Origin of the sequence: Helicovermis profundi (assembly GCF_033097505.1) — a bacterium.
Classification (GTDB): Bacteria; Bacillota; Clostridia; order Peptostreptococcales; family Acidaminobacteraceae; genus Helicovermis; species Helicovermis profundi.
Map to the genome: position 1 here is coordinate 1,734,623 of NZ_AP028654.1, position 18,365 is coordinate 1,752,987.

Annotated in this window: 19 protein-coding genes, 1 tRNA gene and 1 pseudogene; 6 read left to right on the forward strand and 15 right to left on the reverse strand. The window is 29.4% G+C overall.

Translation table 11 applies throughout. From position 1 onward, the window contains the following. Window positions 1–44: 44 nt before the first annotated feature. The 6 genes from AACH12_RS07625 to AACH12_RS07650 all read right to left on the reverse strand — a co-directional run bounded on the left by AACH12_RS07625 (window position 45) and on the right by AACH12_RS07650 (window position 6,994). Window positions 45–779: an SIMPL domain-containing protein gene (locus tag AACH12_RS07625; protein ID WP_338534841.1), complete on the reverse strand. Its 735-nt coding sequence runs from the start codon at window positions 777–779 to the stop codon at window positions 45–47. Window positions 780–828: 49 nt separating this feature from the next. Continuing rightward, the gene (locus AACH12_RS07630; RefSeq protein ID WP_338534842.1) at window positions 829–2,172 is read right to left on the reverse strand and encodes a DUF4349 domain-containing protein; all 1,344 of its coding nucleotides are present in this window, start codon (window positions 2,170–2,172) and stop codon (window positions 829–831) included. Window positions 2,173–2,187: 15 nt separating this feature from the next. Beyond that, complete coding sequence (locus AACH12_RS07635) at window positions 2,188–2,754, reverse strand: sigma-70 family RNA polymerase sigma factor (protein WP_338534843.1); 567 nt, start codon at window positions 2,752–2,754, stop codon at window positions 2,188–2,190. Between the two features lie 166 nt (window positions 2,755–2,920). Then, window positions 2,921–3,865 (reverse strand): metal-dependent hydrolase, encoded by a 945-nt coding sequence (locus AACH12_RS07640; RefSeq protein WP_338534844.1) that lies wholly within the window; start codon window positions 3,863–3,865, stop codon window positions 2,921–2,923. Between the two features lie 132 nt (window positions 3,866–3,997). Beyond that, complete coding sequence (locus AACH12_RS07645) at window positions 3,998–5,200, reverse strand: YibE/F family protein (RefSeq protein ID WP_338534845.1); 1,203 nt, start codon at window positions 5,198–5,200, stop codon at window positions 3,998–4,000. A gap of 87 nt (window positions 5,201–5,287) precedes the next feature. After that, on the reverse strand, window positions 5,288–6,994 hold the full coding sequence (locus AACH12_RS07650; protein WP_338534846.1) for a 5'-nucleotidase C-terminal domain-containing protein: 1,707 nt from the start codon (window positions 6,992–6,994) through the stop codon (window positions 5,288–5,290). 204 nt (window positions 6,995–7,198) lie between these two features. On the opposite strand from AACH12_RS07650, the gene AACH12_RS07655 reads away from it, so the two are divergent. Beyond that, window positions 7,199–7,285, forward strand: a tRNA-Leu gene (locus AACH12_RS07655). 389 nt (window positions 7,286–7,674) lie between these two features. On the opposite strand, the pseudogene AACH12_RS07660 reads toward AACH12_RS07655, so the two are convergent. From AACH12_RS07660 to AACH12_RS07675, 4 genes and pseudogenes are all read right to left on the reverse strand, one after another. Next, window positions 7,675–7,992: pseudogene (locus AACH12_RS07660) on the reverse strand (peroxiredoxin family protein); the annotation flags it as partial. Between the two features lie 12 nt (window positions 7,993–8,004). Continuing rightward, the gene (locus AACH12_RS07665) at window positions 8,005–8,136 is read right to left on the reverse strand and encodes a thioredoxin domain-containing protein (protein ID WP_338534847.1); all 132 of its coding nucleotides are present in this window, start codon (window positions 8,134–8,136) and stop codon (window positions 8,005–8,007) included. Window positions 8,137–8,201: 65 nt separating this feature from the next. Beyond that, complete coding sequence (locus tag AACH12_RS07670; protein ID WP_338534848.1) at window positions 8,202–8,372, reverse strand: hypothetical protein; 171 nt, start codon at window positions 8,370–8,372, stop codon at window positions 8,202–8,204. A 75-nt stretch (window positions 8,373–8,447) separates the two neighbouring features. Beyond that, entirely contained in the window at window positions 8,448–8,891 is a 444-nt protein-coding gene (locus AACH12_RS07675; protein ID WP_338534849.1) for a YolD-like family protein, read from the reverse strand. A gap of 381 nt (window positions 8,892–9,272) precedes the next feature. On the opposite strand from AACH12_RS07675, the gene AACH12_RS07680 reads away from it, so the two are divergent. Then, the gene (locus AACH12_RS07680) at window positions 9,273–10,577 is read left to right on the forward strand and encodes an IS110 family RNA-guided transposase (RefSeq protein ID WP_338534850.1); all 1,305 of its coding nucleotides are present in this window, start codon (window positions 9,273–9,275) and stop codon (window positions 10,575–10,577) included. Between the two features lie 106 nt (window positions 10,578–10,683). Here AACH12_RS07680 and AACH12_RS07685 read toward each other — a convergent pair whose 3' ends face one another. The 4 genes from AACH12_RS07685 to AACH12_RS07700 all read right to left on the reverse strand — a co-directional run bounded on the left by AACH12_RS07685 (window position 10,684) and on the right by AACH12_RS07700 (window position 15,217). Beyond that, a complete protein-coding gene (locus AACH12_RS07685; RefSeq protein WP_422388892.1) occupies window positions 10,684–11,178 on the reverse strand; it encodes an inorganic diphosphatase in 495 nt (164 codons plus the stop codon). Between the two features lie 202 nt (window positions 11,179–11,380). Next, on the reverse strand, window positions 11,381–11,788 hold the full coding sequence (locus AACH12_RS07690) for a GNAT family N-acetyltransferase (protein WP_338534851.1): 408 nt from the start codon (window positions 11,786–11,788) through the stop codon (window positions 11,381–11,383). Window positions 11,789–12,613: 825 nt separating this feature from the next. Continuing rightward, window positions 12,614–13,285, reverse strand: coding sequence for an RES family NAD+ phosphorylase (locus tag AACH12_RS07695; RefSeq protein WP_338534852.1), 672 nt, complete (start codon window positions 13,283–13,285; stop codon window positions 12,614–12,616). Window positions 13,286–14,767: 1,482 nt separating this feature from the next. After that, window positions 14,768–15,217, reverse strand: coding sequence for a GNAT family N-acetyltransferase (locus AACH12_RS07700; protein ID WP_338534853.1), 450 nt, complete (start codon window positions 15,215–15,217; stop codon window positions 14,768–14,770). Window positions 15,218–15,481: 264 nt separating this feature from the next. Here AACH12_RS07700 and AACH12_RS07705 point away from each other — a divergent pair, with 264 nt between their 5' ends. Together AACH12_RS07705 and AACH12_RS07710 are read left to right on the forward strand one after the other, a co-directional pair. Continuing rightward, entirely contained in the window at window positions 15,482–15,835 is a 354-nt protein-coding gene (locus AACH12_RS07705; protein ID WP_338534854.1) for a type II toxin-antitoxin system RelE/ParE family toxin, read from the forward strand. Window positions 15,836–15,838: 3 nt separating this feature from the next. Then, window positions 15,839–16,108, forward strand: coding sequence for a helix-turn-helix transcriptional regulator (locus tag AACH12_RS07710; RefSeq protein WP_338534855.1), 270 nt, complete (start codon window positions 15,839–15,841; stop codon window positions 16,106–16,108). 168 nt (window positions 16,109–16,276) lie between these two features. On the opposite strand, the gene AACH12_RS07715 is transcribed toward AACH12_RS07710, so the two are convergent. Next, window positions 16,277–17,059, reverse strand: a complete 783-nt coding sequence (locus tag AACH12_RS07715; protein WP_338534856.1) for a hypothetical protein — start codon at window positions 17,057–17,059, stop codon at window positions 16,277–16,279. A gap of 257 nt (window positions 17,060–17,316) precedes the next feature. Between AACH12_RS07715 and AACH12_RS07720 the strand changes: the two genes are divergently transcribed. Continuing rightward, complete coding sequence (locus tag AACH12_RS07720) at window positions 17,317–17,523, forward strand: type II toxin-antitoxin system HicA family toxin (RefSeq protein ID WP_338534857.1); 207 nt, start codon at window positions 17,317–17,319, stop codon at window positions 17,521–17,523. Between the two features lie 35 nt (window positions 17,524–17,558). Beyond that, entirely contained in the window at window positions 17,559–17,966 is a 408-nt protein-coding gene (locus AACH12_RS07725) for a type II toxin-antitoxin system HicB family antitoxin (RefSeq protein WP_338534858.1), read from the forward strand. Window positions 17,967–18,365 lie beyond the last annotated feature (399 nt).

An 18,365-nucleotide genomic window follows, 5' to 3' on the forward strand; every position in this document is an offset into this window, starting at 1 on the left:
GAGCTCAAAGAGCTCGCTTTTTTAACGTTTTTGTTTTTTTATTACTAATACTGATATTCTACTGTAACATTTGCTGTAACATCAATATTTTCAGCATTTATTGGTGTAGAAGCTGACAAAGCCTTTGCAGAAAAATCTGCATAAACATTTTCATTATACATTCTTCCGCCATAGCTAGATTCAGTAACTGAAGAAGGTTTAATTGGTGATTCATCAAAGGTTCCCATAATCGCTTTGGCTTTACTTTCCGCAGACTTCATAGCTAAAACAAGTGCATCATTATATGCTTTTGTAGTATCCGCTACTTCAAATCTAACACTATTAATTTTATTTGCTCCATTTTTAGCAGCTACATCAATAACTTTACCTACCATATCTAAATCAGTTAATTTTACTTTTAAGGTATTATTTGCAATAACAACATCTTCTTTTTCTTCTTTATTATATAAAGTTGTTTTATAAAGACTGTAATTACTTGTAGTTAAATTTTCTTTTAATAATCCCATATCAAGAAGTGAATCCATAACAGCATTCATAAGCTTTTTATTTTCTTCTTGTGCTAAAGCTGCAACTTCATTTTGAGTTGTAACACCCACATTTACATACGCCACATCTGGTTTCATAGATATTGTTCCACTTCCTGTTACACTAACTTTATTAGCAGAAGTTTTTGTAATCTCATCCGCTGAGGAAGTAGATGTCCCTTTTATATAACCTCCTCCAAACATTAATGCTACAGCCACGATTCCTACAATACTACCAATAATTAATTTTTTCATAATATTTCTCCTTTTAATTTAAGTTTAAACTACTATAATAACCACAATATTAATCGTTTAAGTTCTTTTTCTTTTTATAATAAATATATATAAGACTTGCTATAATAGTGAGGATTATAATAATAGGTAGGTTTGAAATTGCTAAAACAATTAGTATCTGCACAAAAGTTACCATTTTATTGATATTTGTAATTAAGCCCTCTTTTGATTTTTGCCAAATACTTTTGTCAATTGGATTTACTTCTTTATTTAATTTTTCAACTTCGACAATACTAATATTAATACTCGATAAACTTACTTCTTCATCCCAATTTTTCAAATTACCCTTATACCTATTGATTTCTCCTCTAACTAATGAAAGCTCTCTCTCAACTTCAATCACATCTTTAATGTTTTTAGCCTCATTCATTATTTCTCTTAATTTTTTTTCTCTTACCTCTAAATTTGCGACTTCATTTTCATAATCTCTATACTGTGATGTTATATCGCTAGTATATATATTCTTGTTATTAACTTCTCCAAAATCACCCGCTAGATTAAAGAAATCATAAAATTTGTTTTCTGGAATTCTGATTGTAATATTACCACTTTTTAATTTTTTATCAATTGAACTAATATACTTGCCATTATCGTAAGAAGAAAAATTTTCTATATAACCATTATAATTTTTTACTATTTGATATATAGAAGTAATTGTTTTATCAAAATCCTCGACTTCAATTGAAAAATTACCATTTTTTATTATTTTTCGTCCATTAAAATTATTAGTATTTATTGATGAAGACTTAGTAGTTTTAGCACTTATAGCTTTTGAATTTTCAATATTTCCAGACCTTGTATTATTACTAAGAGTCTCCCCATCAATTGAGCTCTTAAAACTTGGAGCAGATTCTACTAACATATCCATTTCAGGAGCACTTGCCATATCCATACTCATAGGACTAGAAACCGACTCATCCATCATTAAATTCATATTATTAAGATTACTAGACATAAGAGCATTATAACTTGCAAATCCAATAATAAATGAAGCTGCTAGTGCAATAAACCCTTTTTTATGACCATTAACAAATGATTTAATATGAAATATTTTACCTTTAGAAATTACATTCTTTGATTTTTTACTTACTTTACTAGTAGTTTTCATTGTTTGATTTTTTAGCTGTATAATATTTCCGTTTTCAAGTTTTTCATTTAATTCAGATTCATAATTTTCAGGAAGTTCTTTAAGTTTTATATCTCCAAGCATTTCGTTTATTAAAACCATTTCATCAAAAAGTTCTTTACATTCTTCACTTTCTTTTAAATGCATATCTAATTCTTTCCTTTCTGAATCCGTAATATCAGCATCTATATACTTATTTATTAAATATTCGATATTTTCGTATTTCATGTTTTCCTCCTTTCCTTAAAATTCACTTACAGTTTGAAGTTCCGCCTTAAGTATTTCTCTAAGTATTTTTCGACCTCTGTTTATTCTCGATTTTATTGTCCCTATTGTTGTTTCTTCAATTTTACTTATTTCTTCATAAGAATATCCTTCAATATCTCTTAAAATTATTGCAGTTCTATTATTAATAGGTAATTTGTAAATTGCTCCATTAATCTTTTCTCTTATATCTTTTCTTTCATATTCTGTTACAGGATTATAATTATTGTCTTTTGATTCAATAACATCATAACTTTCTTCCCTCTCATCAATAGAAATAGTTTCTTTACGTCTTTTAAGTTCATCTTTACACGTATTAATAACTATTCTATAAAGCCAAGTTGAAAAAGAAGAATCCTTTTTAAATCTTTTTATATTCTTATATACTTTTATAAGTGCATCTTGTGATACATCTTTTGCATCCTCAGGATTTTTCATCATCCTAAGAGCAATATTATAAGCATAAACTTGGTAGTCTTTGATTAAAAGTTCAAAACTTTTAACATCTCCATTTATACTTTTTTCTATAAGATCCGCTTCTCTCATTTTTTCACTCCCTTCATCACTCTATATTAGTTAGACTGATTTATTTAATAAAAGTTCCATAAAAAACAAAAAAACTTAGAAAACTAATTCTAAGTTAATAATATCAAAAAAAAATTTATATTTAAATTTTTATAATGTAACGTAATTCAAAAGTAATATATATATATTAAACTACATCTAATATAGGAATAAACTTCTCTCTATTATAAGGATGAGCATATGCTTCTAGAACATTGTAATCTTTATCAATTACTAAAGTAGCGTTGTGAAGAAAATCATCTTTGAAAATAAATCTTAAATCAACTATATTAAGAATAACTGTATCCTTTTTTTCTTCATGACTAACATGAACATTGGGAGAATAATCCATAAAACATTTTCCAAGCTTTGTAGACCTAAATACATTTACAAGATTTTTATCTATTTTATTAAGTCTTTTAATTTCATTTATTTTTTTAGAAAATATATTTACATTTCCAACAATGCTTTCTTCTTTTGAACTTATAATATAGTCCCATTTATAAAATGTTTTTAAAGAAGGCAAGATAGTAATAATAGTGTCTTTCTCTAGAATATTATAGTACTTTTTAACAAAATCACAGGCTTTTGTTTTCCATATATAGCGAATATATAAATACACAGCTACTAATACTGCCGAAGTAATTAAAGTAATATTGTTTTGATTTCTGTAGAATATCAAAAATAAAGAAATTAAAGAAATAAATGGATCATAGAGTGTTAGTAAATTAAATTTTAACTTTTTATTAAATAGCATAGCACCATAGGAATTTAAAATATCCATCAAAGTATGCGACGTAGCTCCTAAAAATGAAAATAAAAAAACTAAAGGCATATTCATACCTTTAAATATAAAAGATAAAATAAAAGTAATCACAAATGAATATAAAATAAGAAATGGCAGAGAGTGACTTCTACCTCTATGATGTCTTAAATAATACATATCATCTTTAAATAACCTTATTACAACATCAATATCAGGAACAATTGAACCAACAATTGCTGCAATTGTCATAGGATTTGTTAATGAAACTGTTTGACCAGAAAAAGCTGAAACCGCCGCTCCGAGTACACCATGCGTTAATGGATCCATAAAAACTCCTTATCAATATAATAAATACTGCGCTAATCGCAAGTAAGAAAGAACACATAAAAACAATGTTATGTAAACCATTTTATCATACTTTTGCTATTTTGAAAACAATAAATAAAAAAATAGAGTTTTTTAAACTCTATTTTTTAGGTGTCTGCTTTTTCTAAAGTAAGTTGCAAAAAGTGCTGTAAGAGGTATTGCGCTAACAAGCCCAATACTACCAGCAACAGCTCTAATAATTTCAGATGCTATTAAATCCATATTCATAACTTCTATTAATTTCAAATTATATGCATTAAATAATAATATTAGATGTATAGATCCACCTGCATAGGCTAAAATTAAAGTATTTGACATAGAACCCATAATGTCACGACCAACATTTAATCCCGATTTAAGTAAATCTTTGGTTTTTATTTTCGGATGTACTTCTTCAATTTCCCACATAGCTGAAGAAATAGATACTGTAACATCCATTATGGCTCCAAGCGCTCCTATTATAATTCCTGCATATAAAATGCCTTTAAAATCAAGTTTCATATTCTTAGGCAAATATGCAAGTAATTGAGCAGATTCATTGCCGAGACCTGTAAGCGTTGCAAGATTACCCACAATAAACACCATAATTCCTGATATTATTAATCCAGTTACGGTCCCAAGAAGAGCAGAAATCATTTTTTTATTTTTCCCCATAATCAATAGTAGTGACACCACCGTTGTTATTGTACAAGTTATAGTAGAAATTATAACCGGATTGTATCCTTTTAAAATAAGTGGAATAAGAATAAAACCTATAGCAAGTCCAGTAAATACTAAAGCAAGTATTGACTTTATACCATTTTTACCACCAATCATTATTAAAAAAATCAAAAATATTGCAATCGAAAAATATATATATTTATCTCTTACTCTTTCATAAACTTGAAGATTAACGATTTTACCATCTTTGTCTTCCATCATTCTAAGTAACATTGACTGATTTTTCTTAAATATTAACTTATATGGGTTAACCATTTCTATAAGATTCTGAACGGTATATTTTTCTCCTTTATGATTTCCTGATGTTATAATAATTCTTAAATGTTGATACCTTCTATCGCTTTCAATAGGAATATCATTTCTTATTTCTTTTGTTTCATCAAGTGGAACTTCTAGTATTTTAGCTCTAATTATTTGATACTTTGGTTCTTTAGTTAACTGATTGTAGTAAGCATTACGTTTAGCATTAACATCTGTATTTGTACTATTAGAATCATCTGCAAAATTTACGAAAGAAAAAATAGATTGCATAATTATAAATAGAACCAATAAAATTATTTTTTTATTTATTTTCAAAATTTCATCCTTTCAATTAATTAACTGAATATGCCCCCTACAACTTGTAGAGGGCATATTTTTCAAATACATTTTGCTATATTTTTATTATTGTACAGGAATTACTAATTGTTGACCAGGAATAATATAATTAACATTTTTAAGTCCATTATACTCACCAATAGCCTTATAAGTTACTCCATATTTCTTTGCAATTTTCCAAAGCATATCATTCGAAACAACAGTGTATGTTGGAAGTGCTTTGATTTCAGTAACAGCTTTTGGAGTTAATGTTCCTTTCTTAGCTGCTTCAACCAAAACGTCTCTAATTGGAACATAAGTATTTACAACATTTGTAGCATTCGAGAAATCATACTTATCTCCACCACCAAACATAAAGTCATTTACTACAACAGAATAATTTTTATTATCATCAAGTGGTGTACCATCAGCTAATTTAATAGAAACAATTCTTTGTCCAAATTCTTTTGCTGGATCATAAGTAACTAATAGGCCTGAGAAAGAACCGTTAGAAACATCAGGATTAGAAATACCATGCTCAATTGCAGCTCTTAAATCCTTACCTGGAAGATCCATTGTAACTAATGCGTTATCAAAAGGCATAATTTCATACATATCACCCATTGTAATATCGCCTGCATACATATCACGTCTTAATCCGCCACCGTTTTGAATACCAACTTGCACTCCAACTTTGTTTGCCATAACTTCACAAACCCATTGACCTAATGGAGTTACATTATCATCTTTTCTATTGTTTGTAAAAGTAGCAGTAGTTTTTCCAACAACTTCTTTTAATATTGGAGCAAAGTTCTCTTCATAAGTTGCTAAAACTTTCTCTGTAGATGGATCAGGAATAATGTCATTTTTAACTTTATAAACAGCATCTACTGTTGGTTCAACATTTAAAAGTTTATTATTTGCATCTAATGTAATTGTAAGGTGTCCTAAAGCTCTACCATATTTGTATGCTTGAACAATTGCAACTCCATTAACTTTACCATAAACTGTTTTATGACTATGAGCAGAAATAATTCCGTCAAGTCCAGTTACACCATTAGCTAAAGTAACAGCAGAACCAGTAATTTCTTTAGTATCATAGTTTTGTGCTGAGTCAAGGTGAGTTACAGCAATAATAACATCAGGAGTTCCTTCAGCAGCTTTACCAGCCTTTAAGAAATCAATCCATTCTTGAGCAGCTTTTACTGGATCTCTAAACTCAAGACCAGTAACATTTTCAGCTTTTGTAAGTGTTAAAGTATCAGGATGAGCAAGTCCAATAAGACCAATTTTAACTCCATCTACTTCAATAATTTTATAAGGCTTTGCCCATTCTACTGGTTTGCCAGTGCTTGTAACATAAATATTTGAAGCTAAATAATCAAAATTACCTTCTTTAGACCATTTTGAAAGATAATCTTGACCCCAATCAAATTCATGATTACCAACAGCTGATGCAGTAGTTCCAACAGCTTTCATCATTTCATTAACAGGTTTACCATAAGTTAAGTTAGAAATTGCAGTTCCTTGGTAGTTATCTCCACCAGAAATCACAACAGTATTTGGATTTTTAGCTTTTAAATCGTTGATTTCACCAACCATTTTTGCCATACCAATGTTTTTTCCCCAACTATTTACATCTTCTGCAACATTACCATGAAAGTCATTGAATTCTACTATATCAATAGTATGTGCAGGTGCAGAGTCAGCTAAAGAAATAGCTGGAATTGCAAAAAACAGTGTAAACACCATCATAGTTGCAATAATTAAATTCAGTTGCTTAGTTCTTTTCATTTCTTTCCTCCCCGTTTTTATGTAGTATATAAAATTAACTATATATACATATAATATTATAAATATAGACATATGGCAAACAATTATTTACTTTTTTTAATAATATTTTCAACAAAATCTAGTAAATTTATATGTAATTTTCTATTGTAAATATTAGAAATTTATGTTATCATTGTTTTTGTCGTCAAGTTGTACATTTTGCATGCCGAAGTGGTGGAACTGGCAGACGCGCTGGACTCAAAATCCAGAGCCTTTCGGGGCGTGCGGGTTCGATTCCCGCCTTCGGCACCAACGAAAAACACCTTGCTCTTTAGAGTAAGGTGTTTTTCGTTTTTGTCTTAAGGTATGGATAAGAACACGCTAAAAAAAGCCAAAAACAAGTAAAATCTAAATAATAAATAAAATAATCAATTACTATTACTTCAGTTAATAACAAACGCATGGTGGGCTCCACCTTCGATTCCCGCCTTCGGCACCAAGATAAAAATACCTTGCTCATAGAGTTAGGTATTTTTATATTTTTGTTTAAGGTATGGATGAAAACACGCTAAAAAAAGCCAAAAACATGTAAAATATAAATAATAAAAAATTATGTATGTACTTTAGGAACTTTCACCATAGTACATTCTCCAATCGTAATTCAAATCATAGTTAACATTATTATTTTAGCTTTTTACCGATTATAGTGTATCGATTAGCTTAAACATTTCATTATTTTCAGGAATATCCGTCATAGAATGTCCGTAATGTACATATCTAAGAGTTCCATTTTTATCGATCAACATTTGTGCTGGCATCCTTCCTAATTTAAAAAGATTAACCTTTTGTCCATATAGCTTAATAACACTATGTTTTGCATCTGGAATACCATAAAACATATATCCTTTTTCAGCCCAAAACGAAGTGAATTTTTCTTTATTTTCAGGTCCAACTATAATTATTTCAGTTTCTTTTTTTACGAATAAATCATAATCTTGATGCAACTGCATCATATGTTTTCTACAAAATGGTCAAATAAATCCTCTATTAAAAACTATTAGAACATTCTTTTTTTCTTTAAAATTAGAAAGTTTGATTTTATTACCTTTAAAATCTTCAATTTCAAAATTTGGAGCTTCTTTATTAATTTTGATACTAGACATTTAAACCTCCTCAATATATAAAAAAATGTGCAAATTTTTTACACAGCTATATTTGCATTTTAGAATCAATTGATATGATTCTCTTGCTTGAGCACTTCTTTGAATGCTTCTTCATATTTATCAATAATATAGAAATATGTAGTATCAAAATACGTAAATCCGTTCTCAATAAATTTATCAGCTATGATTTTAGTATGTTCCAATTCAACATTATCACCAACCATTGCTAAACGCATAAATCCAAAACCAAATTTTTTAATATTTTCTCCTAAATATTTAGTGTTCATAATTTGCTTAAACTACATTAGCATCTATTTATAGGATTTAGAAGTATTATTTACTAAGCTATATACATCATCAATGCCTATCTTAACACCATCGACCATATGAATTTCTCTTTTATTTATATCGATTTTTTTAATTTTTCCACTCTTATTAATATATTCTCCACCAGATTTTGTCTTATCAGCCTTAAAGTATATAACTTCTACATCAACCTCATTTGGAAGTTGTGCATCTATTTCTTGTAGTTGATTATCAATAAGAGCTTTTCCCATTTCGTCCAATTCTTTTCTTTGATCTGTATATCTTGCTGCTTCTTTAACGGCAGAATTATGTCCAACTACAGCTGCAAATGGTGCGAATTGAGCCGCTCTATTAGATATAGTCATTTGAGGTCTTCGACTTGAAACGTGATGAGGTAAATGAAGTATATCTTCATATTTCTTTAATTCATTAGAATTTTTCTTCTTCATAATATCTTGTATGATTAATTAATAAAAATTAATCACATCTCCTTGTATAATTAGGTTAGAAATATTGCTTAAGTTTCTTGCGAATATTCTTACCTAATTCATTTATATTGTTTGTGATTAAAAATAAGTTCAACCACTTAACATACTGTAATTTTTCTATTATAGTTATCTCATAAAGAGTATATGCGTCTTCTCCTTGAATGACTCATTTCTTGAGTTTATATTCGTAACAAAGCTTGCATTATTGTGAGATTCTTTGATTTAGCTGGTTGAATTTCTCTTTGATCATAAATATTATTAGAGAATTATTCGTGTCACTTACAAGGTTAATTGACTCACTAATTATTGTTACTCTTTATTATTTTAAATGGGGGTTATTTTATGTCTAACTATTACCATTTGCCTGTTGTAGGCATTGATGTTGCTGCTAATTTTTCAGTAGTTACTGCTTTAAAACCTAATGGCGACGTATTCCGTAAGAACCTTAAAATTAGCCATACACTTGGGGGCTTCAATAAACTTCTTCTTTTTCTACAAAAAATTGAAGAAGAGTTTAACGATAGTCCCAAAGTATTTTGCGAATCCACGGGAATATATCATCTTACTCTTCTTCATTTTCTTGTTAAAAATCAGATTGATATACATGTAATAAATCCTCTGATAACTAATTCTAACAAGAATTCGAACATAAGAAAAGTAAAAACTGATAAATTAGATTCTCTTTCCATCGCAAAAATTTGTAAATTTGATAATGTAAAGACTTCAACATTCACTAGTGAGGAGTTTTTACACCTTAAACTCCTAGTTCGTGAGTATTACAAAGTTGTTGATTTAAAGGCAAATTTGAAAAAAACTTTCTCAAATAATATTTATATTAACTATCCAGGACTTCAAAATGCATTTGCTAATATAACAGGTAAGACACCTTTAATATTTATTAGAAAATATCCAACACCTAAACATCTTCTTAACGCTGAGCCCAAAGTTGTTATTGAACTTCTAACAAAGTCATCAAGACGTGGTTCTAGTTGGGCTAATAATAAATATAACAAACTTATAAAAATCGCTAATAGTGCCAATATCATTGGTATTACTCCCTTGCTTTTTGAATCTAAAGTAATACGTTTTAGCGAAAGTTTTGATTTTTATACAAATCAACTTAGAAATATTGTAGATGAAATTCACCAATATATTGACAATGCCTCTTTTGGAGAAGTATTTAAACAAAATATTAATCTTCTTAAAAGTTTCAAAGGTCTTGGTGATATAACTGCAATTACTTTGTTAGTTGAAATGGGTGATATTAATAATTTTTCTAAGCCTCAACAACTTGTAGCTTTTTTCGGTGTAGATCCTAGCGTTAATCAATCTGGCAATTTTAGCGGTGATCGCAATAAAATGTCCAAACGTGGTACTGCTATAGATAGAAGAGCTTTGTACACAGTCGCTCTTGCTTCAATACGTACAAGTAAAAATAAAAAGCCAATAAATCTTGTTTTGTATGAATATTATCACATAGCCCTTGATAAGAAAAAGAAAAAAGTTAAACTTGTAGCTGTTATGAATAAACTACTTCGCTATATTTTTTCAATACTAAAAAATCAAAAACCATATGAAGTTAGAAATCCACTCGTCCACAAAAGGATGTTTTTAGAATCTAAACTTCATAATCCTGTTGCTGCTTAATAAATATTTTTACAGTAAATAATATTGAATGTTCATTTTTACTCGAGCATTATTTAGTATGCTCATTTTTAATAAGAACTTTTTTTATTAAATTACTTGACTATTACTAGCTGGTCTTTAAAGCATCATCATTATTTTCAAGAAATTCTATACCTCCACCTGGTAAATGATAATATGTTTCATCTTTACACACTTCTTCTAAAACTAAAATTTTATCCTCTGATTTTATTAACGCTTTAACTGTATTTCTAATTGATTTCTTTATATAATCGAAAGTTATTATATCTGATTCAAAAAAACGTTCTTGAAACTCGGTTAGTGCTTGTATCTGCTCTTTACTATAGCTATTCAATTCCTTTGCTAGTACTAGTTTATCTTCATTATCATTTTTACGATTAATTATTCCAATTACTTTTCCCTCATACTCAGATAGTGGTTCGAATTCACCTAAAATATACGCATCAATTCCTTCACCATCTCCTGCAATCGTTCCTTCAATATATCCGTAATTTATTGGATAAAACAAATCATATTTTGGATGCTTTGACCCCAATGGTCTATCAATTTTTATCTTTACAGTTTGTCCTAAATATTTATTCATAATATTCCCTTTCTCAACATTTACTTCGCTCTGATTTTTGCATAACGTTCCCGCAGTTTCCGTCGTGTCCCCTCTTTGCTTCGATTCGTTTTTTAAAATCAATATCTAAGCAATTCAATTTCTCTTTAATCACTAAGGATATGAAGGGAACTGGCGTGTTATGTGCCGGTTTCAAAACTTCCATTAACTTTGTTTAACCATTCTATTCTCCTGATTGGTTTGAATAATTCCTAATACTCATTCCAGTATTTTCCCTCATATCAAATCTTTCATAAAAAGATATCTTGTCTTTATCACAAATTAAATCAATCATATATAATTTTTCTAGACTCTCTAACATTAAATTTACTAATTTACTTCCAATGCCTTGACCTTGGTAATCTGGTAGCACTTCTAACAATGGTATATATCCCGATATAAATCCGTCAGTTATTGCATATATAAATCCAACAACTCTTTGCTCTTTGTCATCTATCGCCAACCATGTGTAATTGCTATTTAACAATATTTTTTTAAGCATTTTTCCACTAGGTGGTTTTGGCCAACCTACAAAAAATCCATTGTACTCATATTTTTCGATGTTCTCTTTACTATTTACGTACTTAATCATTTAAATTTTCCTCACGATATAATTTTTAAACAAACACTCCCTAGGGTTTTGAATCTGTCACATAACGTTCCCGCAGTTACCGTCGTATCCTATTTTTGCTTCGTTTTATTTTTAAAAATCCACATCCAAGTAATTCAACATCTCTTTAGTCGCAAGGGATATGATGGGAACTGGCGTGTTATGTGCCGGTACTACATGTTTTAAAAATAATTTTTTTTTTCAATTCTTTATAAATATTCGCCCTAATAAGATATTTTTCGCGAGCAATTACTTCACTTTTTAAATACAAAGTTGACGCGTCGCATCTAAAACCCTCAGCTCAAGCCTAAATATCTTTCGTGAACATTTACTCCACTTTCTTAATTATAAAATGGCGCGTCGCATTTAAAACCTTCAACCAAAACCAAATTGTCTTTCGCGAACAATTGCTCCACTTTCTAAATACAAAGTTAGCGCGTCGCATTTAAACCTTCAACTCAAACCTAAACATCTTTCGCGAACATTTACTCTACTTTCTTAAATACAAAGTAGCACGTCGCATTTAAAACCTTCAACTCAAACCAGAATATCTTTCGCGAACATTTGCTCCACTTTCTTAAATACAAAATGGCGCGTCGCATCTGAATTATTCTTTACTTCTATATCAATATAAAACAATTATATTTTTTGATGCATAATCTAATGTAGTTCTGTCACATAACGTTCCCGCAGTTTCCGTCGTATCCTATCTTTGATTCATTATATTTTTTAAGTTCATATATATGTAAATCTCAACCCTTTTAATCACGAGGATATGAAGGGAATTGTCGTGTTAGAAGAAGTTTCTCAAATTATTTGATACTTAATACTCTTAATCTCAACGGTTTTAATACTATTACATTTAACTATTTGATCACTAAATAAAGTAAGATTACATTTTTCTGGATTTTGATCAAATAATGAACTAAAATATAACACTCCACCCAAACCTTCTGATTTTATCAATTCAGCGAAATATTGCATTGGTAAATAATCAAAAGATGATTCAACCTTAGAGAACGACCTAGAGAACATCCCACCCAATAATAAAATAAAAGACGATAGATTAAAATCCGCACTATAATCAGAAATAGCATGTTTATCTGTTAAATTTACAATCTTTATATCTTCAGTTAGTTCAAATTCAGCAATTTCTATTTTTGTTCTAGCATTTGGTCTTAATTCCGAAACTACTGTTTCAATATCCGTCGCTAAATAAAAATGATTTATTCCATAAGAATTGAATCTACCCAATGACTTTATAGTACTATTTGGCATCATCATATCTACAACTTCATATGGTTTCTGAATATCATCACGAATTCTACCACGGTAATATTTTTCGCCTTTTTTTAGTTCAAAAGTTTTATTAAAAATAACACTTTTGAGGCAATCAATGATATCTTTATCAACAAAATACCTATTTGTTGTTTTAATTGATTTGGTAAATTTTTTAAGAACTTCATATTCTCTATCCATAAATACCCACTTTTGAATATTATTACAATTTGAAAAATTTCTGCTAACGTTCCCACAGTTACCGTCGTATCCTATCTTTGCTTCATTTTATTCTTTAAAATTTATAGCAAGTAACTCGATATCTCTTTAGTCGCAAAGGATATGAAGGGAACTGGTGTGTTATAAGAAGGTGCTGCATGTTTTAACAACACATTAATTTTATCAATTGTTTAAAATATTCGCTCAAATAATTCATTTTTCGTGAGCAATTACTTCACTTTCTTAATACAAAGTTGACGCGTCGCATCTAAAACCTTCAATCTAAATTAAAATGTCTTTCGCGAACAATTGCTCTACTTTCTAAATACAAAGTTAGCGCGTCGCATTTAAAACCTTCAGCCCAAACCAAACTATATTTCGTGAGCATTTGCTCCACTTTCTTAAATGCAAAATGGCGCGTCGCATTTAAAACCTTAAACTCAAACCAAAACATCTTTCGCGAACATTTACTCTACTTTCTTAAATACAAAATGGCGCGTCGCATTTAAAACCTTCGACTCAAAACAAAATATCTTCGCGAACATTTGCTCCACTTTCTTAAATGCAAAATGGCGCGTCGCATCTGAATTATTTTTTACTTATATATCAATATAAAACAATTATATTTTTTGATGCATAATCTAATGTAGTTCTTTCTTATAACGTTCCCGCAGTTTCCGTCGTATCCCTATCTTTATTTCGTTTTATTCTTTAATCTTATATCCAAGCAAATCTCAATCCCTTTAAACATGAGGATATGAAGGGAACTGTGTGTTATGTGCCGGTACTGCATGTTTTAACAACACTTTAATTTTTTCAATTCTTTATAAACACTCGCTCAAATATGATAGTTTACGTGAGCAAATGCTTCACTTTCTTAATACAAAGTTGACGCGTCGCATCTAAAACCTTCTACTTAAAACCAAAATATCTTACGTGAACATTTACTCTACTTTCTTAATAAAGAGTTGGCGCGTCGCATTTAAAACCTTCTTAATAAAACCAAAATATCTTTCGTGAACACTTACTCCACTTTCTTAATGCAAAGTTGACGCGTCGCATTTAAAACCTTCAACTCAAACCAAAATATCTTTCGTGAACATTTACTCCATTTTCTTAATGCAAAGTTGGCGCGTCGCATTTAAAACCTTCAATTCAAACCAAAATATCTTTCGTGAACAATTACTCTACTTTCTTAATTACAAAGTGGCGCGTAGCACCTAAATTGTTTTTCACTCCTAAATCAAATAAAATTGCTATATTTTTTGTTGCATAATCTAATGTAGTTCTGTCACATAACGTTCCCGCAGTTTCCGTCGTGTCCCTATCTTTGCTTCGATTTGTTTTTTAAAATCTATATCCAAGTAATTCGGTTTCTCTTTAATCACTAGGGATATGAAGGGAACTGGCGTGTTATGTGTAGTTCTAGGAACTTATTTTATACTTTTTATAAAATAGACAATACTATAATAGCCATTCATATCTGCATTTTTTTGTCTCAGTTTCTGAATATGCATCTGAATTCTTTGGTATTTCTATTATCTCTAATAAATTGGCACCTATTAGTTCACATGTGTTTCTGGAAGGATAATTATCTGGATTACACGTTATAATAACTTTTTCAATTTTATAGTCTAACAAGACCACTTTTAACAGTTCGCAAGCCTTAACTGAATATTTATTTCCTCTGTAATTTTCATCAATACCATAACCAATATGCCCTATGTAGTTTATTATTTTTTCATTATTTCCAAATCTAAGATTTATATGACCAATGGATTTATCTGAACCATGTAGTAAAACATGAAATTTATATTCAGGACTTCTCTTTTTAACTAGATTGCCAACACTTTTACTTACCATTTTAATATCAATTTCATTACCACATATAATGTCATAATCTTTTAGTTGCATTGTCATCCCCCTATTAGATAATCAATATTTATAACTCTACTATAACTTTGTTCATAGAATTGCACATAACGTTCCCGCAATTTCCGTCGTATCCCTATCTTTGTTTCGATTTACTCTTTAAATTCAAATCCAATTTAATCACAATCTCTTTAAACACAGGGATATGAAGGAAATTGGCGTGTTATCTGACGTTATTTTTTTCAATAATCTATTTTGTATATCATATACGATATACTTTTTATATCTTATATGATATAATTAGATATGAATTGGAATATCGAATTATATACTAAGGAAAATAAAATTCCTGTTTTAGAATTTATTCAATCATTACCAGCCAAACATCAAGCAAAAATTAAACGCGAAATTGATTTGCTTGAAAAATTCGGCATAAATTTGACTTACCCACATACTAAAAAGATTGAAGGTGAAAAATATAAAGGTTTATGGGAATTACGAATCAAATTCAGTAGTGATAATACACGAATTTTCTATTTTCTACACCTTAACAAAACCTTTGTATTATTGAATGGATTTCAAAAGAAATCTAATAAAACTCCTAGTAAACATTTAAAACTAGCTAAAGACTATATGGATAACTATAACGATCGGAGGTAACTCATGCAATGGAGCAATGCAAGTAAAATTATAGCTTCTAACCCAGAAGTTAAAGCTGAACTTCTCAAAAATGAACTTGAATATAAACTCATCGAAGAAGTTATTTCAGCAAGAATTGAACACAATTTAACTCAAAAACAACTTGCTGATTTAGTTGGTACCAAACAATCTAATATTTCTAGATTTGAAAACGGTAATGCTAACCCATCTATTGAATTTCTTAAAAAGGTAGCACTAGCATTAAATAAAAAAGTTGAAATACATTTAGTTTAGACTACACAGTCTAGACTTTTTTTCTATACACTATTTTAAAAATCATGTCAGATAACGTTCCCGCAATTTCCGTCGTATCCCTACCTTTGCTTCGATTTATTTTTTAAGTTCATATCTAAGAAAATCACAAATTCTTTAGACACTACGGATATGAAGGAAACTGTCGTGTTATGTGATGTTTAGGTGGCTTTTGTGATTATTTATTGAGTTTAAGATTATTTCTAAATATTTTTTGTATCCTCCCTTAAAACTCATTCCACGAGGATGCAATGTCCAATATAGTAATCGGTTATCTTTTAAAGTAAGTTTCCATACATACTCATTTAATTCTTCTCTATTAACAATGTTACTTTCACCTATAAATTCTTCCAAACCACATCTATCGCCCCAGTTCATTACTATATAAATATCTGGATTTAATGCATATGAAAAATTACTAATGTTATCAAAAATACCTGTTTCCATTTTCAACTCATTATACTTTTTCTTGTCTATTACTTTACTCTTTTTATTCAATGTTGCCATTTTTTCTAATGCATTAGTATTTCCCCAAGCAAATGCATTCAAAGACTTATTATTGCTTTCAATATTTAAGTTAGTCTCAAAACCAAGGTAACCCATATCATTTAACCTAAATTGCATATTAAATACAAATCTCCAAAACGGAGACCTCTTACCGTTGTCACTCCACTGACCAATATGATCTGTATTAGATAAACAAACAGTAGTTTTTCCAATGTAATAATCATAATTATTCATAGCTTCTTCGATACTAATCCATCCTAAAGTGTCTATTCCGAGATAGCATATACGTAATTTTGCGTTCATGTACTCGGTACCAATACCTGGTATATGAGGTGCTGATAAATTATTTATATCTGTTATATTTGCTATATTCTTTGAGAATTTTTTTACTATAGGATTATATACTTCATATATTTTTTCAATCAATTTCCTGCCTCCTAAATTTTACATAACGTTCCCACAGTTACCGTCGTATCCATATTTTTTATTTCAATTTATACTTTAAGTTCATATATAAGTAATTAGTAATCTCTTTAAACACGAGGATATGAAGGGAACTGGTGTGTTAGAGAGCGTTTAAATCGTTTGACTCATTAATAAAACACGTGTATAATGTACGTATAGGATGAAAGTTTTTCTTTTTAGGTTTTGTTTTTATTCTAAATAATTAATTGGAGGGAATAATGAACTCTCGTTCTTATAACTCAAAAGAACTACTTAAAATACTTTTAAATGATGGATGGAAAGTTATTAGAATCAAAGGTTCTCATCACCAACTTAGACATCCTCATAAAGATGGCTTAGTTACTATTCCACATCCTAAAAAAGATTTACCTCGTAAAACTATCGAAAGTATTCTAAAACAAGCTGGTTTAAAAAAATTTAGTTAGCTTATTATAATTAATACATGAAAGTAGGTGCTACTATGTACAAAGATAGATATATTTTTCCAGCAATTTTTCATTATGCCGACGATGGCATATCTGTTGAATTTCCAGACTTAGCAGGATGTTTTTCATATGGAAGCAATGATATAGAAGCTGTTTCCAATGCCAAAGAAGCTTTAGAATTACACCTTTACGGTCTTGAAGACGATAATGAAATTATCCCTAATCCAAGCAATATTCAACACATTAAACACTCTGAGAATGAAACAATCGTGCTAATTGATGTATGGATGATATCAGTTAGAGACTATATGAAAAATAAAGCTGTTAAGAAAACTTTAACAATTCCTAAATGGTTAAACGATGTTGCTATTGAAAACAAAGTTAATTTTTCGCATTTATTACAACTCGCAATTAAAGACTATTTAGGTATTCACAAAGACTAATTTTGACCTCAATTGAGGTCTTTTTTATTTCCAGATTTTAATGCTCGCTAACGTTCCCGCAGTTTCCGTCGTAGCCTATCTTTGCTTCGATTAAATTTTTAAAATCTATATCCAAGTAACTCAATATCTCTTTAATCGCAAGGGATATGATGGGAACTGACGTGTTATCTGAAGGTGTTGCATGTTTTAAAACACATTATTTTTTTCATTCACTTAAAACATTTGATCAAACAAGTCATTTTTCGCGAGCAATTACTTCACTTTCTTAATAAAAAATTAACGCGTCGCACCTAAAACCTTCAATTCTAAATAAAATGTTTTTCGCGAACAATTGCTCTACTTTCTTAATGAAAAGTTAACGCGTCGCATTTAAAACCTTCAATCCAAACTAAAATATCT

What these genes read in the sequence shown, in the direction of transcription:
- AACH12_RS07685 (WP_422388892.1), bottom strand. Translation starts at nt 11,178, where the DNA reads ATGAATAAATATTTAGGACAAACTGTAAAGATAAAAATTGATAGACCA.
- AACH12_RS07700 (WP_338534853.1), bottom strand. Translation starts at nt 15,217, where the DNA reads ATGCAACTAAAAGATTATGACATTATATGTGGTAATGAAATTGATATT.
- AACH12_RS07625 (WP_338534841.1), bottom strand. Translation starts at nt 779, where the DNA reads ATGAAAAAATTAATTATTGGTAGTATTGTAGGAATCGTGGCTGTAGCA.
- AACH12_RS07650 (WP_338534846.1), bottom strand. Translation starts at nt 6,994, where the DNA reads ATGAAAAGAACTAAGCAACTGAATTTAATTATTGCAACTATGATGGTG.
- AACH12_RS07690 (WP_338534851.1), bottom strand. Translation starts at nt 11,788, where the DNA reads ATGATTAAGTACGTAAATAGTAAAGAGAACATCGAAAAATATGAGTAC.
- AACH12_RS07640 (WP_338534844.1), bottom strand. Translation starts at nt 3,865, where the DNA reads ATGGATCCATTAACGCATGGTGTACTCGGAGCGGCGGTTTCAGCTTTT.
- AACH12_RS07710 (WP_338534855.1), top strand. Translation starts at nt 15,839, where the DNA reads ATGCAATGGAGCAATGCAAGTAAAATTATAGCTTCTAACCCAGAAGTT.
- AACH12_RS07680 (WP_338534850.1), top strand. Translation starts at nt 9,273, where the DNA reads ATGTCTAACTATTACCATTTGCCTGTTGTAGGCATTGATGTTGCTGCT.
- AACH12_RS07725 (WP_338534858.1), top strand. Translation starts at nt 17,559, where the DNA reads ATGTACAAAGATAGATATATTTTTCCAGCAATTTTTCATTATGCCGAC.
- AACH12_RS07720 (WP_338534857.1), top strand. Translation starts at nt 17,317, where the DNA reads ATGAACTCTCGTTCTTATAACTCAAAAGAACTACTTAAAATACTTTTA.
- AACH12_RS07635 (WP_338534843.1), bottom strand. Translation starts at nt 2,754, where the DNA reads ATGAGAGAAGCGGATCTTATAGAAAAAAGTATAAATGGAGATGTTAAA.
- AACH12_RS07695 (WP_338534852.1), bottom strand. Translation starts at nt 13,285, where the DNA reads ATGGATAGAGAATATGAAGTTCTTAAAAAATTTACCAAATCAATTAAA.
- AACH12_RS07675 (WP_338534849.1), bottom strand. Translation starts at nt 8,891, where the DNA reads ATGAAGAAGAAAAATTCTAATGAATTAAAGAAATATGAAGATATACTT.
- AACH12_RS07670 (WP_338534848.1), bottom strand. Translation starts at nt 8,372, where the DNA reads ATGCGTTTAGCAATGGTTGGTGATAATGTTGAATTGGAACATACTAAA.
- AACH12_RS07665 (WP_338534847.1), bottom strand. Translation starts at nt 8,136, where the DNA reads ATGTCTAGTATCAAAATTAATAAAGAAGCTCCAAATTTTGAAATTGAA.
- AACH12_RS07705 (WP_338534854.1), top strand. Translation starts at nt 15,482, where the DNA reads ATGAATTGGAATATCGAATTATATACTAAGGAAAATAAAATTCCTGTT.
- AACH12_RS07630 (WP_338534842.1), bottom strand. Translation starts at nt 2,172, where the DNA reads ATGAAATACGAAAATATCGAATATTTAATAAATAAGTATATAGATGCT.